Origin of the sequence: Limnochorda sp., assembly GCF_047459355.1 — a bacterium.
Classification (GTDB): domain Bacteria; phylum Bacillota; class Limnochordia; order Limnochordales; family Limnochordaceae; genus Limnochorda.
The window spans coordinates 17,596-40,287 of record NZ_VSCV01000021.1; the positions used below are offsets into that span (position 1 = coordinate 17,596).

Genomic DNA, 22,692 nt, shown 5'->3' on the forward strand with positions numbered 1-22,692 from the left:
GTTCACCTCCGCTCGAAGTCCACGGGCAGGGTGAAGGAGAACCGGCTCCCCTTGACGGGCAACCGTTCCACATCGAGCCGGCCCTGGTGCATCTCCACATAGCGCCGGGCGACGGCCAGGCCCAGGCCCAGCCCCGCCGTCGACTCCCGCCGGGCGGCGGCACCCTGCTGGAAAGGCTCGAAGATGCGGGCCATCTCGTCGGGCTCCACACCCGGCCCCGAGTCCTCCACCTCCACCCGCACCTGATCCCCCTCCGCCCGGAGCCGGACCCGGACCTCGCCGCCCTCGGGGGTGAACTTGACCGCGTTGTTGAGCAGGTTGAGGACCACCTGGCGCAGCTTGGTCTCATCACCCTTCACCCGGATGGCCGGTGGCAGGTCAAGCACCAGGCTGATCCGCTTGCGGCGGGCGTCCAGGCTGACCGTCTCAGCGCACCGCCGGATGAGCGGCGCCATCTCCAGGAGGATGGGCTCCATCTGCTCGGAGGCGCCGTTCTTGGAGAAGTGGAGGATGTTCTCGATCAGCTCCAAGAGGTGCTGGCCCGAGCGGCGGATCTCGTTCAGGTCCCGGGCCTGGTCGGGGGTGATGGGCCCGTCCACCCCTTCGAGCAGGAGCTGGGTGTGGCCCAGGATGGAGTGGAGGGGCGTCTTCAGCTCGTGGCCGCTCATGGCCAGAAACTCCGACTTCACCTTGTTGGCTTCGGCCAGCTTTCGGTTCATCTCCTGGAGCTCCTCGTTCCGGGCCCGGATGGTCCGGGACATGATGCGGAACTCCTGGGCGAGAAGCCCCACCTCTCCGGGCAGGGGCGGGCCCTCGGGGAGCTCGGGGATCTCCCCCTGGCCGAAGCGGCGGACCTGCTTGGCCAGGTGGGCCAAGGGACCCAGAAGACGCCGGTGGAGGAGGAGGGCCAGCCCTGCGCTCAAGAGGATGAAGCCGGCGCCCAGGAGGATCAGGAGCTGGCCCTGCTCGGCCAGGGTCTGGTCCATGGAGGCGAGGGAGTACCCCAGGCGCAGGTAGGTGTCGGGCCGTCCGGGGAAGCCTTGGACCACGTCCAGGTAATGGAGGCCCGAGGGGGTGCGGATCTCCCGCACCTGCTGGGCGCCGGGCATGGGGCGGACCACCGTCAGCTCCACCCCCTCCGCCCGGACCCGCTCCCCTTTGAGCTGGCCGTCCTCGACGATCTGGGCGTAGAGGACGTCGCCCAGGGCCATCCGGTCGGCCAGGAGCTGGTAGCGCAGGCCCCGCAGGGCGTCCTGGGGCGTTTGGGCCAGCTCCCGGAAGGCCCGCTGGAACTCGGACATGAGGAGCTGGGCCCGGGTCTGGCCTTCCATCGCGAGCTGCTGAGCCATCCGGGTCCAGGAGAAGAAGCCGTAGGCGAGGGCGGCGAGCACCGAGAGGATGAGGAAGGCGGCCAGAAGCCAGTCCCGGGTGGACCGGGTGTTGGGGTAGGTCTCCACCCGGCTCCGGCCCCGGAACCGGAAGGCCAGGCGGGACCAGGACCAGCCTTGGGACCGCCAGCGGGCCCAGAAGGGGCGGGCGCGGATGGGCTGGGTGCTGTGGGTGCTCACCGCTTCACCTCCCATCCGGGCCACAGGCGGCCGAGGGCCGCCAAGGGTCCAAAAGGTCGCGGTTTGCTTCGCTCCACGGCCCCAAGCACCCTCCTAGGGAACGGTTCCCTGCCGGTGCCGATCGGGTTCCCTCATCGCCACGGGCTTTTCCTGGAGACGGACCGGGAGATGCCAGGCTCTTCCATGGCGGGAAAAGCCTGCCCACGGTAGGCTGAAGGTGCAACGTGGCCTGGATCCTCAAGGGGGTGGTCACCCCGAGGAGCCATCCGTCACAAGCGGCCGCACGGACGGACGTTACAGGCCAGCCGGTCGCTTACGGGATGCCGCAAGGCACCCCATCACCGCAGCACCGACGCTGCGGAGACTAACCCGATCCCCCGAGGCATGCCCCGCAGGTTCCCAGCCCCTGCGGGGCTCTTTTTGTGGGGCCGTGCCCCTCCGGCGTGCGGGCGCTCACTCCGCCCTCCTGGCTTCGCTCGCTCGGCACGGCCCCGGCTCCGCCCTCCTGGCTCCGCCGGGGCCGTGAGGCCGCACGCCGGAGGGGCACGGGCCCGGTGGGGCCAGCGGTGGTTGCCCGCCGTTGGGGGTGAGCCGATGCTGGGGAGGGGACAAGCGTCGCCTGGGGAGTTTGCTGGGGGCCTGGGCTGGGGACGGGCCGCTTGGGCTGGATTGGGGCATTGTGTTGAAGAGAGCCTCGCGAAAGGACTATAATGACGGAAGTCGGTGGCGGGGGGCGGTGGCGTGCAGGGGTTCTGGCAAGGACGGAAGGGCCTCGTCATCCTCCTGGTGGGTCTGGCGCTGGTGGCTGGGCTCACTTGGGTCCTCAACCGGCAGGTGGGCGCGGACGACGAGGGCGATTCCCTGCGCCATCTGGTGGAGGTCATCGCCCTGGTGCGGACCCAGTATGTGGAGCCGGTCAGCACCCTGGACCTCATCGCCGCCTACACCGAGACGGGCAGCATCAACGGCATGCTGGCCAAAGTCCTCAACGACCCCTACACCCATTTCCTGGACCCCCGGGCGTACCAGCAGACCCAAATCGACATCGGCCGCACCTACGGCGGCTTGGGGATCTATGTCGGGATGCGGGATGATCAGCTGACGGTCATCGCGCCCATCCCCGGCACGCCGGCGCAGCAGGCGGGCCTGCAGGCGGGGGACCGCATCGTGGGCATCGACGGCCAGCCGACGGAGCTCATGTCCCAGGATGAGGCGGTCAGCCTCATGCGGGGTGAGGTGGGGACCACGGTGGTCATCGAGGTGGAGCGGGGCCGGGGGGACGAGGTCCAGCGGCTCACCTTTGAGATCGTCCGGGAAGAGATCGAGGTCCCCAGCGTGACCAAGAAGGCGGTCCTGGACGGCGACGACCTCCCCTTCTTGGGGAGCACCCGCCTGGGGTACGTCCAGCTCAGCTCCTTCAACGAGCGGACCACCGCAGAGGTGCGGGCGGCGGTGCGGGAGGTGCTCCAGGGCGGGGCGCAGGGCCTCCTCCTGGACCTGCGGAACAATCCCGGGGGGCTTTTGACGGCCTCCATTGAGGTGGCGGACCTCTTCCTGGAGGACGGCCCCATCGTTCATGTGGTCAACCGGGACCAGCGGCGCTTTACCTACCGGGCCGAGGGCGCCGGCACCTTCCCCCGGGTGCCCATGGTGGTGCTGGTCAACCAGTTCAGCGCCAGCGCGAGCGAGATCGTCTCGGGGGCCCTGCAGGACCGGGGCGTGGCCACCCTGGTGGGGACCACCACCTTCGGCAAGGGCCTGGTTCAGACGGTCATCCCCCTTTCGGGGGGCGCTGGCCTCTCCCTCACCACCGGCCGCTACCAGACGGCGGGCGGGCGGTTCATCCACGAGACGGGGATCGAGCCGGACGTGGCCGTCCCCGTGGACGACGAGACCCAGCAGCAGATCAACCAGTGGCTCACCGAGTCGGAGCTCCATCTGGAGGACCCCCAACTCCAAAAGGCGCTGGAGATCCTCCGCGACATGGTGGTGGCGGGCGCCCGCCAGGCGGCGTGACGGGGCCCGCCACGGGCGGCGTCGGGCTGGGGGCTCTCCAGGGGCGTGAGGCAGGCTTCCCCGAGGGCAGGCAGGTCTCCCCTCCGGTGGTGGGAGCCTCCCTGACGTTCGGGCAGCGGAGTTCGCCTTTCCCTGACAGGACGGTGTCACCGAACGGGCCGTACCCTGAAGGGAGGCCTTTCCAGCCGGTTTGGGGCGGCGTCGCCGTCCGGCGGGGCGTGGTATAATGACCAACGCCGGGGCGGGTTGGAGCCAACCCGCCCCTCTTGGCGCGGGAGGTGGCAACATGGGTTCGGTCCAGGCGAAGAAGGCTCTGGAGCCGGGGCCTCCCTTTCCTGAGCGGCCTCGGGTAGAATCGAAGCCCTTTCGGGTGGTTTCCGACTTTGAACCCGCCGGGGACCAACCCAAGGCCATCGCGGAGCTGGTGGAGGGCATCCAGCGGGGCGAGAAGTTCATGACCTTGCTCGGGGTGACGGGGTCGGGGAAGACCTACACCATGGCCAAGGTGATCGAGGCGGTCCAGCGGCCCACCCTGGTCCTGGCCCACAACAAGACCCTGGCCGCCCAGCTCACCGCGGAGTTCCGGAGCTTCTTCCCCGACAACGCGGTCCACTACTTCGTCAGCTACTACGACTACTACCAGCCGGAGGCGTACGTGCCCCAAACGGACACCTACATCGAGAAAGACGCCTCCATCAACGACGAGATCGACCGGCTCCGCCACGCGGCCACCAGCGCGCTCTTTGAGCGGCGGGACGTCATCATCGTCGCCAGCGTCTCCTGCATCTACGGCCTGGGCTCGCCCGAGGACTACCAGGCCATGACCCTCTCCCTGCGCCACGGCGACTTCCGGGATCGGGACCTGATCCTCCGGAAGCTGGTGGGGATCCACTACGAGCGGAACGACGTGGGGTACCGGCGGGGCACCTTCCGGGTCCGGGGGGACGTGATCGAGATCATCCCCGCTTACCAGGAGACCATGATCCGCATCGAGTTCTTCGGCGACGAGGTGGACCGGATCCTGGAGATCGACCCCATCACCGGCGAGGTCCTGGGGGAGCGGGAGACCCTCCACATCTACCCGGCCAGCCACTATGTGACACCGGAGGAGAAGCTGAAGCGGGCCCTGGCCTCCATTGAGCAGGAGCTGGAGGAGCGGCTGGCCGAGCTGCGCCGGGAGGGGAAGCTGCTGGAGGCCCAGCGCCTGGAGCAGCGGACCCGCTACGACCTGGAGATGCTCCGGGAGGTGGGCTACTGCAACGGCGTCGAGAACTACTCCCGGCACCTGTCGGGGCGGGAGCCAGGGGAGCCCCCGGCCTGCCTTCTCGACTACTTCCCCGGGGACTACCTCATGTTCATCGACGAGTCCCACCAGACCATCCCCCAGGTGGGGGGTATGTACCACGGCGACATGTCCCGCAAGAAGACCCTGGTGGAGTACGGCTTCCGGCTGCCCTCGGCCCTGGACAACCGGCCGCTTAAGTTCGAGGAGTTTGAGCAGCACTACAACCAGGTGATCTTTGTCTCGGCCACGCCCGGGCCCTACGAGCGGCGGCTCTCCACCCGGATCGTGGAGCAGATCATCCGGCCCACGGGCCTGGTGGACCCGGAGGTGGTGGTCCGTCCCGTCAAAGGCCAGATCGACGACCTGATCCACGAGATCCGCCAGGTGACCGCCCGCAACGAGCGGGTGCTGGTCACCACCCTGACCAAGAAGATGGCCGAAGACCTGACGGACTACCTCCAGGAGATGGGGATCCGGGTCCGCTACCTCCACTCGGAGATCGCCGCGTTGGAACGGGTGGAGATCCTGCGGGATCTGCGGCTGGGGAAGTTCGATGTGTTGGTGGGGATCAACCTGCTCCGGGAGGGGCTGGACCTGCCCGAGGTCTCCCTGGTGGCCATTCTGGATGCGGACAAGGAGGGCTTCCTCCGCTCCGAGACCTCCCTCATCCAGACCATCGGCCGGGCGGCCCGGAACGTCAACGGCCGGGTGATCCTCTACGCCGACCAGATCACCGACTCCATGCGGGCGGCCATCGAGGAGACCCGCCGGCGGCGGGAGATCCAGCTGGAGTACAACCGGAAGCACGGCATCACCCCGGAGACCGTGCGGAAGCAGATCCGAGACATCGTGCAGGACGCCCGGGAGGAAGAGGCCCGGCAGGAGGCGGAGAAGGCCGAGCGGATCCGCCGCCGGGCCCAGGCCATGCGGCCTGAAGAGCTGGCCCGCCAGATCCAGGAGCTGGAGGAACAGATGTACGAGGCGGCGAAGAAGCTGGAGTTCGAGCGGGCCGCCGAGCTGCGGGACGAGATCAAGGAGCTGCGGGATGTGCTCACGGGCCTGGGGCAGCTCCACGGCTGGCACTGAGGGGCACGGCCCGGGCTGAGCAGGTTGGGCGTACGGCGTGAGGGGGCATGCACCGTTGAGCCAGGAGAAGATCATCATCCGAGGGGCTCGCCAGCACAACCTAAAGGGGATCGATCTGGAGATTCCCCGCAACCGGCTGGTGGTCTTCACCGGGCCATCGGGGTCGGGGAAGTCGTCCCTGGCCTTCGACACCATCTACGCGGAAGGCCAGCGGCGGTACGTCGAGTCCCTCTCGGCCTACGCCCGGCAGTTCTTGGGCCAGATGGACAAGCCGGACGTGGACTTTATCGAGGGGCTGTCGCCGGCCATCTCCATCGACCAGAAGACCACCAGCCACAACCCCCGGTCCACGGTGGGGACGGTGACGGAGATCTACGACTACCTCCGCCTCCTCTACGCCCGGATCGGCCAGCCCTATTGCCCCAACTGCCAGATTCCCATCGCCCAGCAGACGGTGGAGCAGATCGTCGACCGCCTCCTCCAGTTCCCCGAGGGCACCCGGATGCAGATCCTCGCGCCCCTGGTCCGGGGCCGGAAGGGCGAGCACAAGAAGCTCTTGGAGGAGGTCCGGCAGGAAGGCTTCGTCCGGGTCCGGGTGAACGGCGAGGTGCGGACCCTGGATGAGCCCATCGAGCTGGAGAAGCAGAAGAAGCACACCATCGAGGTGGTCGTCGACCGGGTGATCGTGCGGGAGGGGATCGAGACCCGCCTGGCCGACTCCCTCCAGACGGCTCTCGCCCGGGGTGACGGGCTGGTGGTGGTCCAGGTGCTGGGGGGCGAGGGGGTGGAGCCCGAGGAGCTCCTCTTCAGCGAGAAGTACGCCTGCCCCCAGTGCGGCTTCAGCTTCGGCGAGCTGACGCCCCGGATGTTCTCTTTCAACAGCCCCTTCGGCGCCTGCCCGGGCTGCGACGGGCTGGGCATCCGCATGGAGGTGGACCCCGAACTGGTCCTGGACCGGCGCCGGTCGGTGCGGGATGGGGGGATCCTCCCCTGGGCCAACAGCCACAGCCGCTGGCTCTGGAGCGTGCTGGAGGCGGTCTGCGAGCGGATCGGCCTTGATCCCGAGAAGCCCCTGAGCCAGGCGACGCCGGAGCAGATCCAGGTGCTCCTCTACGGCACCGGCGGCGAGAACGTCCGCTTCACCTACCGGAACCAGCACGGCCGGGCCCGGGTCTACGAGACGCCCTTCGAGGGCGTGATGGCCTGGCTCCAGCGGAAGCACCGGGAGGCCCAGTCCGACTGGGGTCGGAGCGAGGTGGAGCAGTACATGGCCTCCCAGCTCTGCCCCGTCTGCCAGGGGGGCCGCCTCCGGAAAGAGAGCCTCTCGGTCCTGGTGGGGGGCAAGAACCTGGTGGAGGTGACCCGCCTCTCGGTCCGGGAGTGCCTCCGCTTCTTCGAGGAGCTGGAGCTCAGCGAGCGGGAGCAGATGATCGCCCGCCAGGTGCTGAAGGAGATCAAGGCCCGCTTGGGCTTCCTGGTGGACGTGGGCCTGGACTACCTCACCCTCGACCGGGCGGCCAGCACCCTCTCGGGGGGCGAGGCCCAGCGGATCCGGCTGGCCACCCAGATCGGCTCCCAGCTGGTGGGGGTCCTCTACATCCTGGATGAGCCGAGCATCGGCCTCCACCAGCGGGACAACCGGAGGCTGATCGAGGCCCTCAAGGGCCTGCGGGACCTGGGGAACACGGTCATCGTCGTGGAGCACGACGAGGAGACCATCACCGAAGCCGACTACGTGGTGGACATCGGCCCCGGTGCCGGCAAGCACGGCGGCGAGGTGGTCGCCCAGGGGACGCCCGCGGAGGTGGCGGCCAACCCCAACTCCCTCACGGGGCAGTACCTGTCGGGGCGCCGCTCCATCCCCGTGCCCCAGATCCGCCGGTACACCCCGGCGGAGAAGGGGGAGCGGCCCGTCTTGCGGGTGCGGGGGGCCCGGGCCCACAACCTGAAGAACATCGACGTGGAGTTCCCCCTGGGACTCTTCATCTGCGTCACGGGGGTGTCCGGCTCGGGCAAGAGCACCCTGGTCAACGAGGTGCTCTACAAGCAGCTGGCCCGGGACCTGAACGGGGCCAATGTGCGGGCGGGGGAGCATGACGGGATCGACGGGCTGGAGCACCTGGAGAAGGTGATCCAGATCGACCAGTCGCCCATCGGCCGCACCCCCCGGTCCAACCCGGCCACCTACACCGGGGCCTTCACCGGGATCCGGGAGCTCTTCGCCATGACGCCCGAGGCCCGGGCCCGGGGCTACAAGCCGGGCCGGTTCAGCTTCAACGTGAAGGGCGGGCGGTGCGAGGCGTGCCAGGGCGACGGCATCATCAAGATCGAGATGCACTTCCTGCCCGACGTCTACGTGCCCTGTGAGGTCTGCAAGGGGAAGCGGTACAACCGGGAGACCCTGGAGATCACCTACAAGGGGAAGACCATCGCCGACGTGTTGGAGATGACGGTGGACGAGGCCCTGGACTTCTTCGGCCTGATCCCCAAGGTGGAGCCCAAGCTCCGCACCCTGCGGGACGTGGGGCTGGGCTACATCCAGCTGGGCCAGCCGGCCACCCAGCTCTCGGGCGGGGAGGCCCAGCGGGTGAAGCTGGCCACGGAGCTCTCCCGGCGGAGCCGGGGCCGCACCCTGTACGTGCTCGATGAGCCCACCACCGGCCTCCACACCCACGACATCCGGAACCTGCTGGACGTGCTCAACCGGCTGGTGGACCAGGGGAACACGGTGATCGTCATCGAGCACAATCTGGACGTCATCAAGACCGCCGACTACATCATCGACCTGGGTCCTGAGGGCGGCGACCGGGGCGGCCGGGTGGTCGCCCAGGGGACGCCCGAGGAGGTCGCCCTCAACCCCAACTCCTACACGGGCCAGTTCCTCCGGCCCATCCTGGAGAAGGCGGGCACCCTCCCGCCCGCAAGGAAGGGCCATGCCAAGGCCCTTTCCGCCTCGGAAGCGCCCGCCGCCCAGGTGGCCGAAGGCTCGAGGGCCGTGGTACCATAAAGGTATGAGCCTCGAGATGGCCGACCGGGCGCCGGGCGCCGGAGAGGAACGGGCCCGGCTGGAGGAGAAGCTGGCCCGCCTTCCGAGCCAGCCGGGCGTCTACCTGATGAAGAACGCCGCCGGCGAGGTGATCTACGTCGGCAAGGCGGTCTCCCTGCGCGCGCGCGTCCGCTCCTACTTCCAGCCCTCCCGGCACGGGCGAGGGCCGGGGAGCGCCAAAGTGGCGGCGATGGTGGCCCAAATCGCCGACTTCGAGTACATCGTCACCGACACGGAAGTTGAGGCCCTCATCCTGGAGTCCAACCTGATCAAGCGGTACCGGCCCTGGTACAATGTCCGGCTCCGGGACGACAAGGCCTACCCCTACATCAAGGTGACCCTGGAGGAGCGCTTCCCCCGGGTGATCCTGGTCCGCCGGAAGCGGAACGACGGGGGCCGCTACTTCGGCCCCTACACCAACGTCCACGCGGTCCGGGAGACCCTCCAGTTCATCCGGAAGCTCCTCCCGGTGCGGACCTGCACCCTGGACCTGTCGGGCGAGCTCAACTACCGGCCCTGCCTCATGTACCACATCGACCGCTGCGGCGCGCCCTGTGCGGGGCTCCAAAGCGAGGAGGAGTACCAGAAGATCATCGACCAGGTGCTCCTCTTCCTGGAGGGCCGCCAGGAGGCCCTCATCCCCGAGCTCACCCGGCGGATGGAGGCGGCGGCCGCGGAGCTCCAGTTTGAGCGGGCCGCCCGGATCCGGGACCTGATCCGGGGCTTGGAGACGGTCATCGAGCGGCAGAAGATCGTCTCCACCACCGACACCTCCGACCAGGACGTCCTGGGCCTGGCCGTGGGCCGGGAGACGGCCTGTGTGCAGATCTTCTTCGTCCGGGGCGGGAAGCTGGTGGGGCGGGAGAGCTTCTTCGTCGACGTGACGCCCGAGACGGAGGAGGCGGAGGTGCTGGGCGCCTTCCTCCGGGAGTACTACGAGCGGGCCGACCTGGTGCCGCCCCAGATCCTGGTCCCCGTCGAGCCGGAAGATGCCGACGTGCTGGTGGCTTGGCTCCAGCAGCGCCGGGGGGGCAAGGTCCGCCTGCGCCGGCCCCAGCGGGGCGAGAAGCGGGCCCTGATCGAGATGGTGGTGGAGAACGCCCGGCTCGCCCTGCAGGAGCACGAGGCCCTGAGCGGGCAGAAGAAGAGCCGCAACCAGCAGGCCTTGGCGGCCCTGGCCGAGCATCTGAGCCTGGAAGGGCCCCCGCGGCGGATCGAGTGCTTCGACATCTCCAACCTGCACGGCCAGCAGGCCGTCGCCTCCATGGTGGTCCTCACCGACGGCGAGCCCGATCCCAGCCAGTACCGCCGGTTCAAGATCCGGAGCGGCGAGACCCCCGACGACTACCGGATGATGGCCGAGGTGATCCGGCGGCGGTTCACCAACTACCTCCAGGAGACCAAGGAGATCGAGCGCCTGGTGGCCCAAGGGGATCCCGAGCAGGCGGCCGCCCGCCGGCAGGAACTCATGGCCCAGGCCCGCTTCGCCGCCCGGCCGGACCTGGTGGTGATCGACGGGGGCAAGGGCCAGCTCAACGCGGCCCGGGCTGTGCTGCAGGAGCTGGGCCTGGAGGATCTGCCCGTCATCGGCCTGGCCGAGCGCTTCGAGCAGATTTTCGTGGAGGACGATCCCGATCCCCTGGAGCTGGACCGCCACAGCCCGGCCCTCCACGTCCTCCAGCGGGTGCGGGACGAGGCCCACCGCTTCGCCCTCCGCTACCACCGCCAGCTGCGGGACGCGGAGACGAGCCGCTCGGCCCTGGACGAGATCCAAGGGGTGGGCCCCAAGCGGAAGAAGGCCCTCCTCCGCCACTTCGGCTCCCTCAAACGGATCCGGGAGGCAAGCTTGGAGGAGTTGTACGCGGTGCCAGGGCTTCCCCGGTCCGTGGCCGAACGGATCTACCAGGAGCTCCGTTAATCCCTTCACGCAGACCGCCCACGAGGCGAACCGCAGACGAGGCAGACCGCAAGGGGGGCGTCAGATGGAACGGGACCAGCGGGGTTCGATCCCCGAGCAACACCGGCCTGGCCCGCCCCGCCGGGTGGCCCTGTTTGGCGGCTGGAGCCAGGGGCCCCGGGTGGAGGCCCGGCAGCGCCTGACCGAAGCCCTGGTGGCCGGCGGCCTGGAGGTGGTCACCCCCCAGAGGGCCGCCGATCTGGCCGAGCGACCCGATTTGGTGGTCACCGTGGGCGGTGACGGCACCCTCCTCGACGCGGTCCGCCGGTTCCGGGTGTGGGACGTCCCCTTCTTCTCGGTGAACGCGGGGCACCTGGGCTTCCTCTCCGCGGTGGCCCTGGACGGGCTGGAGGAGGCGGTGGAGCACCTGCGGGCCGGGGCCTGGGTGGAGGTGAAGGCCCCCTTGCTCCAGGTGGCGGCCCAGCCGGCCAGCCCTGCCGGCGAGGAGCTGGAGGCCCAGGAGATCTTCTGCCTCAACGACCTGGTGGCCGACCGGGCCAGCCCCCGCACCCTCACCCTCTCGGTGAAGGTGGCCGACTTGGAGATGGCGCCCGTGGTGGGCGACGGCCTGGTGGTGGCCACGCCCCTGGGCTCCACGGCCTATGCCCGGGCGGCGGGCGGCCCCATGATCCACCCCTCCTTGGCCGCCTTCCAGCTGGTGGGGCTCAACCTGCACCACTCCATCCACACCCGCTACGTGGACACCCCCCTGGTCCTGCCGCCCAGCCACGACCTGGAGATCGTCAACCTGCGCCCCCACGACCGCCCCGCCCGCTTGACGGCCGACGGCATGGTGATCGCGGAGAACTTCCTGCGCTGCACGGTCCGCTGGCTGGACGGGGGCGTCCGCCTCGCGTACCTGCCGGGCTTTTCCTACCTGAAGCGGGTGGAGGCGGTCCTCTGGGGAACGGCCCAGGCTCGGGAGTAGGACGGGTGGGGCGGAGGTCCCCTGGAGGTCCGGCGGCCTAGGGGGTGGGTGGGCCGTAGAGGGCTTCCAGCCCCGCCTCCAGCTCCTGGGGTTGGAAGCCGAAGCGGCGGGGGATGAGGTCGGGGTCGGTGGGGCCGGCCAGGGTGAGGAGCTCCAGCTCTTGCTGGGTGAGGGGCGGCTCATTGATGAGGCGGCTGCCGGCCCAGGCGGCCAGCCGCACCACGGGGATGGGCACCTGGACCACCAGCCGGTGCCGGTCCATCACCCGGAGGAGGAGCCGGGCCATCTCAGCCAGGGTGTACGCCTGAGGGCCCCCCAGCTCGAAGGTCTCCCCGTGGGTGGAGGGGTCGGTGAGGCTGATCCGGATGCACCGGGCCAGGTCCGCCGCGGCCAGGGGCTGGAACCGGGCCTGGGTCCGGGGGACGAAGGCCAGCCCCGGTGGGGAGAAGCGCAGGCTCTGCCGCAGCTTTTCGAAGAAGCCCCCGCCCTCGCCGAAGAGAAGGGAGGGCCGGAAGATGGTCCACGCCAGGCTGCTGGCCCGGACCAGTTCCTCCGCCTGCCACTTGGAGTGCGCGTAGGCGTAGCGAGGGTCGGGCGTGGCCCCCAGCGCGCTCACCAAGATGAAGCGCCGGGCCCCGGCCGCCTCGGCAGCGGCCAAGAGGTTGCGGGTGCCCTCAACGTTGATGGCCCGGTAATCGCCGTCCCGGCGCCTCCGGAGGACGGCGACCAGGTGGATGACCGTCTCCACGCCCTCGCAGGCGGCCTGCAGGCTGCCCGGATCCCGCACGTCGCCCACCACCTGCTCGGGCTCGGAGCCGGGGAAGCGGGAAAGGCGCGGCATGGGCGCCTCGTGGACCAGGGAGCGTACCGGCAAGCCTTGTCCCATCAGCTGTCGGACGACGGCCCGGCCCACCAGGCCTGAACTGCCCGTGACCAAGATCACTGCATGTGCCCTTCTTCCTCGGCGGCCCGAGGCCGCCCCTTTTCGGAGCCAGCATACCCCGTCCTGGGGTCCCGGTCAAAGGGGCGGCCCGGATTCGCCCTTGGCCAGAAGGCGGGGCTCTTGGCAGGCGAGGGCGAGGATTCAGGCAACGGCGGGCCTTATGGAAGGGGCCCGGCCGGCGGCCCTACGGCGGGCAAGGCGCGCCGCCGGATCCCGGCCGGCGGCCGCGGCCCTTACGAACGGGGACCGTCTTGCCGAAAGGGCTCGCCTTACCGGTCGGGCTCGATCACGATCTCGCCCTCTTTGTCCAGGCGGACCCGGACCCACTCCACCTCCTGCTCCACCTTGCGGCTCGCCTTGCCGATGCGGAGGTGGACGTTGGGGAGGATCCGCCGGGCGTGGAGCACCCCGTCCTCGACGAACTCCAGCGTGGTGACGGTCCCCGCCTCGGCGCCTACCGAGTGGAGCTCCACCCGCCCCGACTGGACCCGAAGGGACCCCCCGATGAGCTGGGCGCTGGGGGCCAGGACCCCCAGCCGGGCGTAGACCTGGGAGTTGTAGATGGCCTTCCCCGTCACATGGAGGGTGCCGCTGGCGACGAGGCGGGAGTTCTGCAGGGAGTCGACGGTGATGGAGGCAGACCGGGCCGGGTGGTGCTGGAGCTGCTGCCGGAGGGTGGTCAGGAGCTCAATGGGCTCGTCCAGGGGCAACAGGCTCCCGTCCCGGATCCCCAAGGCGAAGCCCCGGGCCAACCGTTGGGCCAGCACCTGGACCTGCTCGTTGAGGAGGGAGGGGTGCTCCAGGAGTCGCTTGCCCAGTTGGGCCAGCCGGTCCGGCAGCTGGCGGAACTTGAGGTGGAGGAGCCGTTCCACCAGGGTCCGCTCGGTGGGGGGAACGCCCACCGTGGGGGCCCCCTGCTCCTGCAGCCGCCGCTGCACCTGGGCCACCATCCCCCGCAGTTCCGAGAGGAGGCGGATGCCGTCATCCAGGGGGCCCATCAGCTCCGCGGCGAAGGCGTAGGAGCCGCCCGCCACCAGCTGGGAGCTGATGGCCGCCCGCTGGACCAGAATGCCCGTCAAGCCCGCCAGGGTTGCCCCGCTGACCGAGCCCAGCACCCGGATCTGGCCCCCCGACTCGACCCGGACCGATTCGGTCACGTTGCCGCCGATCAGAATGTCGCCGTCGAACCGGACGTGGCCCCGCTTGGCTGTGAGGTCGCCCCGGATCTCGTGGAGGGGGATGATCTGGATCATCTCGCCCCGGAGCTCGGGCCGCCCTGTCTGCTCCGCGTAGGCGACCCGGCCCCCCTCCACCCGGCAGCCGGGGCCGGCGATGAGGTTCACCGAGCGGGGGGAGCGGGCGGGCACCTCCTCGCCCAGCACGTTCCGCCCGGGCGCGCCGGGCTCCGGGGGCTCGCAGTAGGCGGCCACCTCGCCGGCCATCACCGAGGGAATGGAGACCTCCCGGATCAGCTCCAGCCGCTGGGCGTGCTCCGCCTGGCTCTTCAGCTCTTCCTCCCGAGCGCGGGCCGCCTCCACGACGGGAATGCGGATCCGGCCGTCCTTGGGCTCCTTGGGGGGCACCCCCTGGGCCACCTTCACCCGCTGGTTGGGCTTCTCCGGCACCTGGGCGATGGCGGATTCGATCAGCCCGTAGAGGACACCCTCTTCCCGGAGGGCTTGGGCCACGTCCGCGGGAGTGAGCGGGGGCAGGGGCTCCTCTTCGGCCAGTTCTGGGTGGAGGACCACGTGGTGGGCGGGCGGGTGCGCGCGCAACCGCCAGGTGCGGCCCGGCTTCACCACCCAGGTGACGTACGCCTCCATCCGGTCGGAGGTGACCTCCACCTCCAGCCGGCTCTCCGCCGGCTCGTGGGGCAGGATCACCTCGATGTCGTCCACGTTCTGGACGGGCACCCGGCCGACGGCCAGCTGACCGGCCACCCGGAGCTGGACACCCGGTCCGGGCTCCACCGTGGGGACCGCGCCCACCCCACGCGGCGGCTCCAGGTGCAGCTTCCCGTCCCGGACCTCGATGAGACCGTCCCGGTCTTCATCCGGGTTGCCCGCCCCGTCCCCAGCGGGCTCGGCCGGCAGGTGGGCAGAAGCCGCGCGCTCGGCCACGTCGCGCTCGGGCTGGTCCACCATGCTGAGCCCCCCTTCCGATGCCCCTCTCCAGCGTAGAAGAGGTTCTTTTCGTCTTCTGGCAAATCCTGCGTTGGCAGGAAGGGGCTCCCTGGGGAGGAAAGGCGTGAGAGGGTGGGGGAAACGGAAGGAGGCGATGGCGCGGTGCGGCCAGGTTTGGGCGAGGCCGTCCCCGAGGGCCTCGGCCACGAAGGCCGGCGCTGGCGGCTGGATGCGCCGCCCTTCTCCACCTGCGGGCCCAATCCCGCCCTGGGCGATCTGGTGGCGGGAGCGGACCTGCCAACGGGGCCTGCCCTCCCACCCATGGGGCCAGCCGCGAGGGCGCCCCAGGCCGTCCGGGCCGGCGGGTTGGTGTCGGGGGGGAAGAATGATCCTCTCTACATGCTCCACCCCTATCACACCAAGGTGCCCCACCAGGCCATCGCCCAGCTCATCGAGCGGCACACCCAGCCGGGCCAGGTGGTGCTGGACCCCTTCTGCGGCTCGGGCATGACGGGCGTGGCCGCCCGCCTCACCGGGCGCCGGGCCATTCTGGTGGATCTTTCGCCTGCCGCCACCTTCATCGCCGCCGGCTACCTGAATCCCCTCCCGCCCGAGACCCTCCGGCAGGCGGGCCGGGCCTGGCTGGAGGCGGCCCGCCCCGAGCTGGCCCGGCTCTACCGCACCCCCGACGACGAGCCGGGGCAGTGGACGGAGCTGGAGTACACCGTCTGGAGCGACCGGTTCCGCTGCCCCCACTGCCGCACCGCCTTCCTCTTCTGGGATGTGGCCGTGGGGGGCGGCCCGGGGGAGCGCCGGGTCCGGCGGACGGTCCGCTGCCCGGGCTGCGGGCGGGCCTTGACCAAGCAGGCTTTGGAGCGGGTCTGGGGGCCTGATGGGCTGGCGGTCCAGGAGCCGGTGGAGCGGTGCCTCCCCGGCCGGCCCCAGCGCCTCCGCCCCGTGACCGCCGCGGACCGGGCCTGGCTGGCCGCGCTGGCCGAGACCCCGCCCGCCGACTGGTACCCCACCGACCCCCTCCCCGAGGGCCTCTCCGCCAACCAGCCCCAGCGCTCCCACGGCCTGACCCGCATCGACCAGTTCTACACCCCCCGGAACCTGCGGGCCTTAGCCCGGCTCTGGGCGGCCCTGAACGACTTTCCCGACCCGGTGGCCCGGGGTCTGGCCTTCCACTGGACGGCGGTGGCCCGGAACGCCTCCCGCATGAACCGCTGGCCCCGCCGCCGGGGGCCCCTTTCGGGCACCCTCTACCTGCCCTCCCTCGCCTACGAGATCCACGTGGGCCGGGCCCTGGCCCGCCACCTGCGGAAGGGGATGGCCGCCAGCGCCTTCCTCCACCAGCAGGCGCCGGGCGATCCCCAGGAGGCCCTCCGCATCGGGACCCAGTCGGCCACCCGCCTCGCCGGCGTGCCCGATGCGTCGGTGGACTACGTCTTCACCGACCCGCCCTTCGGGGACAACCTGATGTACTCGGAGCTCAACCTCCTCTGGGAGGCCTGGCTGGGCGTGCGGACCGATCCCTCCCAGGAGGCGGTGGTGGACCCCGTGGGCGGCCGGGACCTGGAGCGGTACCAGGCCCTGATGACGGCCGCCTTCCAGGAGGCGGCCCGGGTGCTCAAGCCCGGCCGGGCCATGACCGTCGTCTTCCACCACGCCCGGGCCGAGGTCTGGCAGGCGGTGCAGGAAGCCCTCCGGGCTGCCCGGCTCGATCTGGAAGAGGTGCAGGCTCTGGACAAGAGGCAGGGGAGCTTCAAACAGCTCACCTCCGCGGGCGCCGTCCGGTACGACCTGGTCCTCACCTTCCGGAAAGGCGCCAGCCCCGCCCGGGCTTGGAAGCCCGCCTCTCTCCCGGAGCCGAGCCGGTTCAGCGCCGGTTCCGCCCGGGCCAACTCCCCGCTCGCCCCGGCCGGCCCCGATCCCGAGGGGTGGGCCCGGGCCTTCCTGGCCCGCCTCCGGGACCATCAGGAGAAGGGCGATCATCCCCAGGCTCCCGCGGGCGAGCTCGATCCCGCCTGGCTCTACACCCAGTACGTGGCCGCCCGGATCCGGGAGGGCCTGCCCGTGGAGCTGGACGCGGCCCGCTTCTACCAGGTGGTCCGGGAAGCGCGCGGGGCCGCGGCCCCCGAAGAGGGTCCGGACGAAGCCCGGAAGCGGGCCCTGCCCCGGCCCGCCCGGCCGACACCCTTTCCGCCTGAAAGGGACGGCTCTCAACATAGTTGATCCATCACCTCAAAAAACTTGAACCGTGGGATTGACATCGGTGAAGGCCGAGGGTATAAGGGATGCGGGAGGTGGTGCCCGTGGCTGAGCGAGGTCCGCGGGAGCGGCATTGGGTGAGCCGCTGCCCCGCCTGCGAGGCGCCCCTGCGGGTGAGCCGGCTCGAGTGCCCCCAGTGCGCCACGGCCGTGGAGGGCCGCTTCGAGCTGACGCCCCTGGCCCGCCTGGACCGGGAGCAGCAGCGGTTCGTGGAGCTCTTCCTGGTCAGCCGGGGGAACATCCGGGAGGTGGAGCGGGTCCTGGGGCTCTCGTACCCCACCGTGCGCAACCGCCTGGAGCAGGTGATCGAAGCCTTGGGCTACCCGGTGCGGGCTGAGGGCCGGGAGGGCCGGATGCAGCCTGAGGAACGCCGCCAGCTCCTGGAGGCCTTGAGCCAGGGCGAACTCTCCGTGGACGAGGTGCTGCAGCGCCTCCGGTCAGGGAAGGAGTGAGGAGCGTGCGGAACGAGCGCCTGATGATCCTGCGGATGATCGAAGAGGGGAAGATCTCGGCGAACGAGGGCCTGGCTCTCTTGGAGGCGCTGGAGGAGGAAGGCCCCTGGCCGGAAGGGGCCGGCCCCCGGGAGGAGCAGGGTCCCCACGGGCAGGGCTCGGAGGCGCAGGGCTCCGAGGCGCAGGACCACGCTGAGCAGGCCGGGGAAGAAGGCCGCCGGGAGGCGCCCCTTTCGTCGGGCCGGGTTCGCCAGGAGGTTTCCGAGGAGGAGCCGGAGGTCCACATTTGGGGCTTCCGCTTCGATCCCGGGCGGGTGGGCGAGCAGGTGATGCGGGCCGTCGATCAGGTGGGCGAGCGCCTCCAGGACTGGCTGGAGAGTGGCAGCAGCTGGCTCAACGACTGGCTGGGCGACAGCTACGCCTTCCCCGCTGGTGAGGTGGGCTCGCTGGAGCCGGGGGAGCTCCTCACCGTGGAGATCCGCCTCCCCAACGGCCGGGTGACGGTGGAGCCCAGCCCCGATGAGCGGTACCACCTGGAGTGGGTCGCCCACGTCCGGGGCGCCGACCGGGAGCGGGCGGGGGACCGGGCCCGGCAGGCGGTGAAGGTGGAGCGGGAGCCGGGCCGGCTCATCCTCCGGGGCCACGACCGCTGGTGGACCGTGCTCGGCCGGGTGGATGTGTCGCTGCGCCTGCCGCCCCAGGGCCGGTACCGGCTGGACCTCACCTCGGCCAACGCCTCCCTCGCCGTGCGGGGCATCCAGGCCGAGCGGCTCCGGGCCCGCCTGGCCAACGGGGACGCCACCGTGGACGGGGCCCGTCTGGGCGCGCTGGAGATGAAGGCGGCCAACGGGCGGATCCGGGTGGAGCGGGGCCTGGCCGACCAGGTGCGCCTCACCACCGCCAACGGCCGGGTGGAGTTTACGGGCTCGGCCCGGAAAGCCCGGCTGGGTACCTCCAACGGCCAGGTGCGGGCCAGCTTCCGGGCCCTCGCCCCCGAGGAGGCCGCGGGGCTGCCCGCCCACGAGGGCCTGGACGGGATGCCGGCGGGCGAAGGGGTGCTGGCCGAGACGGTCAACGGCCAGATCCGCCTCCAGCTCGACCGGGAGCTGGCCGCCCGGGCCTTGGTCCAGCTTCGCTCCCTCCACGGGGCGTTGGAGGCGGACCTGCCGGAGCTGCAGGTTTGGCAGCGGGAGGAGGCGCCGGGCCGGAACCGGCTGGAGGCGGCGGGGCCCCGGGCGGGGACGGAGCCCTTCGCGGTCGAGGCCCGGAGCCAGGCCGGCTCGGTGCAGGTGGCGACGTGGGACCCGGGCGCCGCCTGGTGACACCGGCTGGACCTGGGTGATCTTGGGCGACGCCGGGGCGGTTGGGAGTCTGCCGCAGGAGGTGGCTGACGGTGGGAAGCACCTTCCGTTTTGACTGGGATCAGGCCTTTCAACCTTGGGAGGGGGTGACGGTGAGCGGCCAGGGCAGCCGGCTCCGCCGCTGGCTGGGCTGGTGGCTCACCCACGCGGTGGCCCTGGTCATCACCGCCTCCCTGGTGGGCGGCATCCGCCTGAGCGGGTTCTGGGCGGCCCTTCTGGCCTCGGCGGTCTTGGGGTTGGCCAACGTCTGGGTCCGGCCCATCCTGCTCCTCTTCACCCTGCCCCTCAACCTGGCCACCCTGGGGCTCTTCACCTTGGTGGTCAACGGCCTGGTCCTTTGGATGACCTCCTGGTTCGTGGCCGGCTTCACGGTGACCGGCGTCTGGGCGGGGATCTGGGGGGCGCTCGTCCTCAGCCTGGTGAGCTGGGGCCTCCGGTGGCTTTTGGCCCAACGGTAAAGCTTTTGAGGGCCCTTGCCACGCAAATCGCGCTGGAGGAAGATTCGGGCAGGGCAGGAAATCCACCCAGCGGCCACGAAGGAACCCCTGAATCCGGTAACGGTTCGCTTGGGCGGCGCCGTTGCATCAGTAACCTGTTGGGGTGTGGGAAAGGGGAAGCGGCTGTGGCCAAGGTGGTCCTCGAGAATGTAACGAAACGCTTCGGCGATGTGGTGGCCGTCAAGGACGCCAACATCGACATTCCCGACCGTGAGTTCGTGGTTTTGGTGGGCCCGTCTGGATGCGGCAAGTCCACCACCCTCCGCATGGTGGCTGGCCTGGAGGAGGTCACCGAGGGGAACATCTACATCGGTGACACCCTGGTCAACGATATCCCGCCCAAGGATCGGGACATCGCCATGGTCTTCCAGAACTACGCCCTCTACCCGCACATGGACGTCTACAACAACATGGCCTTCGGCCTGAAGCTCCGCAAGTTCCCCAAGGACGAGATCGACCGGCGGGTGAAGGAGGCGGCCCGGATCCTGGGCATCGAAAACCTCCTCCACCGGAAGCCCAAGGAGCTTTCGGGCGGCCAGCGGCAGCGGGTGGCGGTGGGCCGGGCCATCGTGCGGGAGCCCAAGGTCTTCCTCATGGATGAGCCCCTCTCCAACCTGGACGCCAAGCTGCGGGTCCAGATGCGGGCTGAGCTCTCCAAGCTCCACAACCGGCTCCAGACGACCATCATCTACGTCACCCACGACCAGGTCGAGGCCATGACCATGGGCGACCGGATTGTGGTCATGAAGGATGGCGTCATCCAGCAGATCGGTGCGCCCCTGGAGATCTACCACAAGCCGAAGAACATCTTTGTGGCTGGGTTCATCGGCTCGCCGGCCATGAACTTTGTGGAGGTCGTGATCCGGAAGGACGAGCAGGGCCGCTACTGGGTGGAGCACGAGGCCTTCAAGCTCCGCATTCCCGACGAGAAGGTCCGGGAGCTTCAGGACCTGCCCAAGTATGTGGACAAGAAGGCCGTCTTCGGCATCCGGCCCGAGAACATCGAGGATGCGGCCATTGTCCCCGACGGCCGGGAGGACGCGACCTTCGTGGCCAACGTGGACGTGGTGGAGCCCATGGGTGCCGAGATCTTCGCCTACCTCAACCTGGGCGACCAGTCCGTCGTGGCCCGCTTCGACCCGGCCAGCACCGTCCAGGACGGCCAGCAGGTGCGGGTCTACTTCCAGATGGAGAAGATGTACCTCTTCGATCCCGAGACGGAGGAAGCCGTCGCCTAGGGCGCATCCTCCCAACAGCCCCCAGGGCGTTCCCCCATGGGAACGCCCTTTTTGTGTTTGGGGCCCGGCGTGCCCGGGCTGCCCGCTGCCCTTCCGAAAGACCCTCCCCGTTGCCAATCCCTCCCAGGAGAGGAAGAAAAGAAGAGAAAGGATAAGCGAGAGGACGGAGAATGACGAGGTGAGGCGCTGAGCGCTCAAAACCGGCTGTGGAAGAACTTGCAGGCCGAAAATGAGCAGGAGGCGACCTCAGGCTGTCGAAAGGCTAGGACGTCAGCGCCAGAGTGCGGACTCTTGGAGCAGCACTCGAGGTTGGCAGGATCTTTGACAGCTTATCAAGTGTGTCCGGCAGCTTCCGGCCCCGGCTCGCCGGTGGCCGCAGGAGCGGCCGGGCCGTACCAGTCGCAGCACCAGACGCAGCCAGGGAGCAGGTCGTGAGGAAACAGGGAGACTCAGGACCCCGCTCCCCCGACGCAGCCATCGTCCCAGCAACCGACGCAGTCTCGGAGCAGCCATCGCACTCCCAAACGAACCAAGCAGAAGACGCAGCCAAGGGGGAAGTACCGAGATGAAGAAGCTGACTGTCGTACTCAGCGCAGTCATGGTCCTCGCTCTGGCGCTGCCTGCTGCCGCCGCCCCCGCCTTCACCATCGGCGGCTCGGTGGAGCAGGAGTTCCGGCTCGAGCGCGGCGAGAACGACGACATGCGCCTGCGGGGCTACACGGGCCTCGATCTGGAGGCGGCCCTCTCCAACGAGGACGGCGACCCGATCCGTGCCGTCATCGAGTTCGCCCCCTGGTCCTGGAACAACCTGGGCGAGGATGACGAGCTGGTGGAGGACATCGCCAACCCCTACCCGGGCCCGGCGACCGGCCTCGAGATCGACAAGATCTACCTGGAGGCCCAGGGCGCCCTCTGGAACGGCGGTCCTGAGATGACCACCACCATTGGTGACGTGGAGATCGAGCACTCGCCGTGGGTGGCCAGCCTGGACCGGCGGGGTGCCAAGGTGGAGAACCTGGGCATCGGCCCGGTGACCGTCGCCGGCTTCTACGGCTGGGCTGAGCGTGACGCGCAGGGCCAGGCTGAGAACCCGGCCTACGGGCTGTCCCTCGCAGGCAACCTGGCCAACGTCGGCCTGAGCACCTCGGTCGTCCGGCAGGATGAGGCCACCGAGCTGGCCGCCAGCGCGGTGACCCAGATCGGTCCGGCCATCGTCCACGGGACCGTCGCCCTCGACGAGAACCAGAACCAGGCCTTCGACGTGAACGCTGAGACCGCGGTCATGCCCAACCTGAACCTCCACCTCGGGTACCGGGGCGGTGACGAGGAGTTCATGCCTCGCTTCGCCGACGTGGACACCCTGGAGGACGAGGGCCAGGCCAGCTGGGCCCGGGACGCGGATGACAACCCCGCCCAGCTCCAGCGGGGGATTGAGGTCGGCATCGGCACCGTCCAGTACGGCACCCAGATCGTGGCTAGCTACGATCAGCCGACGGACGCGGCCAAGCTGGAGCTCGCCCGGGCCTTCGCTCTGAACGGGCGCGGCATCGACACCAAGTACACGGGCACCTTCGAGATCAACAACGAGAAGATGACCCATGAGGTCGAGGCCAGCATGGACCCGGTGACCGTGGCGGCCGAGATCGAGGCCAGCCGCAACCAGGACACGACCTACGGCGTGAGCGCCACCTACCAGGCGCCCAACGGCATGGAGTTCGGCGTTGGGTACCACTCGGTGGACGGCCCGTCGGTCTCCGCCGGCGCCAAGGTCGAGTTCTAAACCACCCGACCAAGCACCCGATCGCACCTGCCACAGCGGCCGCCAGGCCGTCTAAGGACCAACCCCCTGCCGCCCGGCAGGGGGTTGGTCGTTTGGCGTTGAGCGAAGCCGGCTTGCTTCCCCACCGCCTTGCTGCCGGGC

At 70.0% G+C, this 22,692-nt stretch carries 14 protein-coding genes; 11 read left to right on the forward strand and 3 right to left on the reverse strand.

Translation table 11 applies throughout. The features are described 5' to 3' along the window. Positions 1 to 2 precede the first annotated feature (2 nt). Positions 3 to 1,568 carry a sensor histidine kinase gene (locus FWJ67_RS08195; protein ID WP_304172559.1) on the reverse strand — a complete coding sequence of 522 codons (1,566 nt, stop codon included), beginning with the start codon at positions 1,566 to 1,568 and terminating at the stop codon, positions 3 to 5. 741 nt (positions 1,569 to 2,309) lie between these two features. On the opposite strand from FWJ67_RS08195, the gene FWJ67_RS08200 reads away from it, so the two are divergent. From FWJ67_RS08200 to FWJ67_RS08220, 5 genes are all read left to right on the forward strand, one after another. Beyond that, a complete protein-coding gene (locus tag FWJ67_RS08200) occupies positions 2,310 to 3,584 on the forward strand; it encodes a S41 family peptidase (protein ID WP_304172558.1) in 1,275 nt (424 codons plus the stop codon). A 286-nt stretch (positions 3,585 to 3,870) separates the two neighbouring features. Then, positions 3,871 to 5,955 (forward strand): excinuclease ABC subunit UvrB, encoded by a 2,085-nt coding sequence (uvrB, locus tag FWJ67_RS08205; RefSeq protein WP_414482007.1) that lies wholly within the window; start codon positions 3,871 to 3,873, stop codon positions 5,953 to 5,955. Between the two features lie 55 nt (positions 5,956 to 6,010). Next, the gene (gene uvrA, locus FWJ67_RS08210; protein WP_304172994.1) at positions 6,011 to 8,962 is read left to right on the forward strand and encodes an excinuclease ABC subunit UvrA; all 2,952 of its coding nucleotides are present in this window, start codon (positions 6,011 to 6,013) and stop codon (positions 8,960 to 8,962) included. Between the two features lie 4 nt (positions 8,963 to 8,966). Further along, positions 8,967 to 10,919 carry an excinuclease ABC subunit UvrC gene (gene uvrC / locus FWJ67_RS08215; protein ID WP_414482694.1) on the forward strand — a complete coding sequence of 651 codons (1,953 nt, stop codon included), beginning with the start codon at positions 8,967 to 8,969 and terminating at the stop codon, positions 10,917 to 10,919. A 64-nt stretch (positions 10,920 to 10,983) separates the two neighbouring features. Next, entirely contained in the window at positions 10,984 to 11,886 is a 903-nt protein-coding gene (locus tag FWJ67_RS08220; RefSeq protein WP_304172998.1) for an NAD(+)/NADH kinase, read from the forward strand. A gap of 37 nt (positions 11,887 to 11,923) precedes the next feature. Here FWJ67_RS08220 and FWJ67_RS08225 read toward each other — a convergent pair whose 3' ends face one another. Together FWJ67_RS08225 and FWJ67_RS08230 are read right to left on the reverse strand one after the other, a co-directional pair. Then, complete coding sequence (locus FWJ67_RS08225) at positions 11,924 to 12,829, reverse strand: NAD(P)H-binding protein (protein WP_304173000.1); 906 nt, start codon at positions 12,827 to 12,829, stop codon at positions 11,924 to 11,926. A gap of 269 nt (positions 12,830 to 13,098) precedes the next feature. Continuing rightward, a complete protein-coding gene (locus FWJ67_RS08230; RefSeq protein WP_304173002.1) occupies positions 13,099 to 14,973 on the reverse strand; it encodes a DUF342 domain-containing protein in 1,875 nt (624 codons plus the stop codon). Positions 14,974 to 15,114: 141 nt separating this feature from the next. Here FWJ67_RS08230 and FWJ67_RS08235 point away from each other — a divergent pair, with 141 nt between their 5' ends. The 6 genes from FWJ67_RS08235 (at position 15,115) to FWJ67_RS08260 (ending at position 22,551) form a co-directional block, all read left to right on the forward strand. Continuing rightward, positions 15,115 to 17,187 (forward strand): DNA methyltransferase, encoded by a 2,073-nt coding sequence (locus FWJ67_RS08235; RefSeq protein ID WP_304173004.1) that lies wholly within the window; start codon positions 15,115 to 15,117, stop codon positions 17,185 to 17,187. Between the two features lie 80 nt (positions 17,188 to 17,267). Continuing rightward, positions 17,268 to 17,675: a DUF2089 domain-containing protein gene (locus tag FWJ67_RS08240; protein ID WP_304173006.1), complete on the forward strand. Its 408-nt coding sequence runs from the start codon at positions 17,268 to 17,270 to the stop codon at positions 17,673 to 17,675. 5 nt (positions 17,676 to 17,680) lie between these two features. Continuing rightward, the gene (locus FWJ67_RS08245) at positions 17,681 to 18,997 is read left to right on the forward strand and encodes a DUF4097 family beta strand repeat-containing protein (RefSeq protein WP_414482009.1); all 1,317 of its coding nucleotides are present in this window, start codon (positions 17,681 to 17,683) and stop codon (positions 18,995 to 18,997) included. A 71-nt stretch (positions 18,998 to 19,068) separates the two neighbouring features. Further along, positions 19,069 to 19,494 carry a phage holin family protein gene (locus FWJ67_RS08250; protein ID WP_304173011.1) on the forward strand — a complete coding sequence of 142 codons (426 nt, stop codon included), beginning with the start codon at positions 19,069 to 19,071 and terminating at the stop codon, positions 19,492 to 19,494. 164 nt (positions 19,495 to 19,658) lie between these two features. Continuing rightward, positions 19,659 to 20,771 (forward strand): ABC transporter ATP-binding protein, encoded by a 1,113-nt coding sequence (locus FWJ67_RS08255; RefSeq protein WP_304173013.1) that lies wholly within the window; start codon positions 19,659 to 19,661, stop codon positions 20,769 to 20,771. Positions 20,772 to 21,336: 565 nt separating this feature from the next. Further along, the gene (locus FWJ67_RS08260) at positions 21,337 to 22,551 is read left to right on the forward strand and encodes a hypothetical protein (protein WP_414482010.1); all 1,215 of its coding nucleotides are present in this window, start codon (positions 21,337 to 21,339) and stop codon (positions 22,549 to 22,551) included. Positions 22,552 to 22,692 lie beyond the last annotated feature (141 nt).

What these genes read in the sequence shown, in the direction of transcription:
- uvrB (WP_414482007.1), top strand. Translation starts at nt 3,871, where the DNA reads ATGGGTTCGGTCCAGGCGAAGAAGGCTCTGGAGCCGGGGCCTCCCTTT.
- FWJ67_RS08260 (WP_414482010.1), top strand. Translation starts at nt 21,337, where the DNA reads ATGAAGAAGCTGACTGTCGTACTCAGCGCAGTCATGGTCCTCGCTCTG.
- uvrC (WP_414482694.1), top strand. Translation starts at nt 8,967, where the DNA reads ATGAGCCTCGAGATGGCCGACCGGGCGCCGGGCGCCGGAGAGGAACGG.
- FWJ67_RS08220 (WP_304172998.1), top strand. Translation starts at nt 10,984, where the DNA reads ATGGAACGGGACCAGCGGGGTTCGATCCCCGAGCAACACCGGCCTGGC.
- FWJ67_RS08230 (WP_304173002.1), bottom strand. Translation starts at nt 14,973, where the DNA reads ATGGTGGACCAGCCCGAGCGCGACGTGGCCGAGCGCGCGGCTTCTGCC.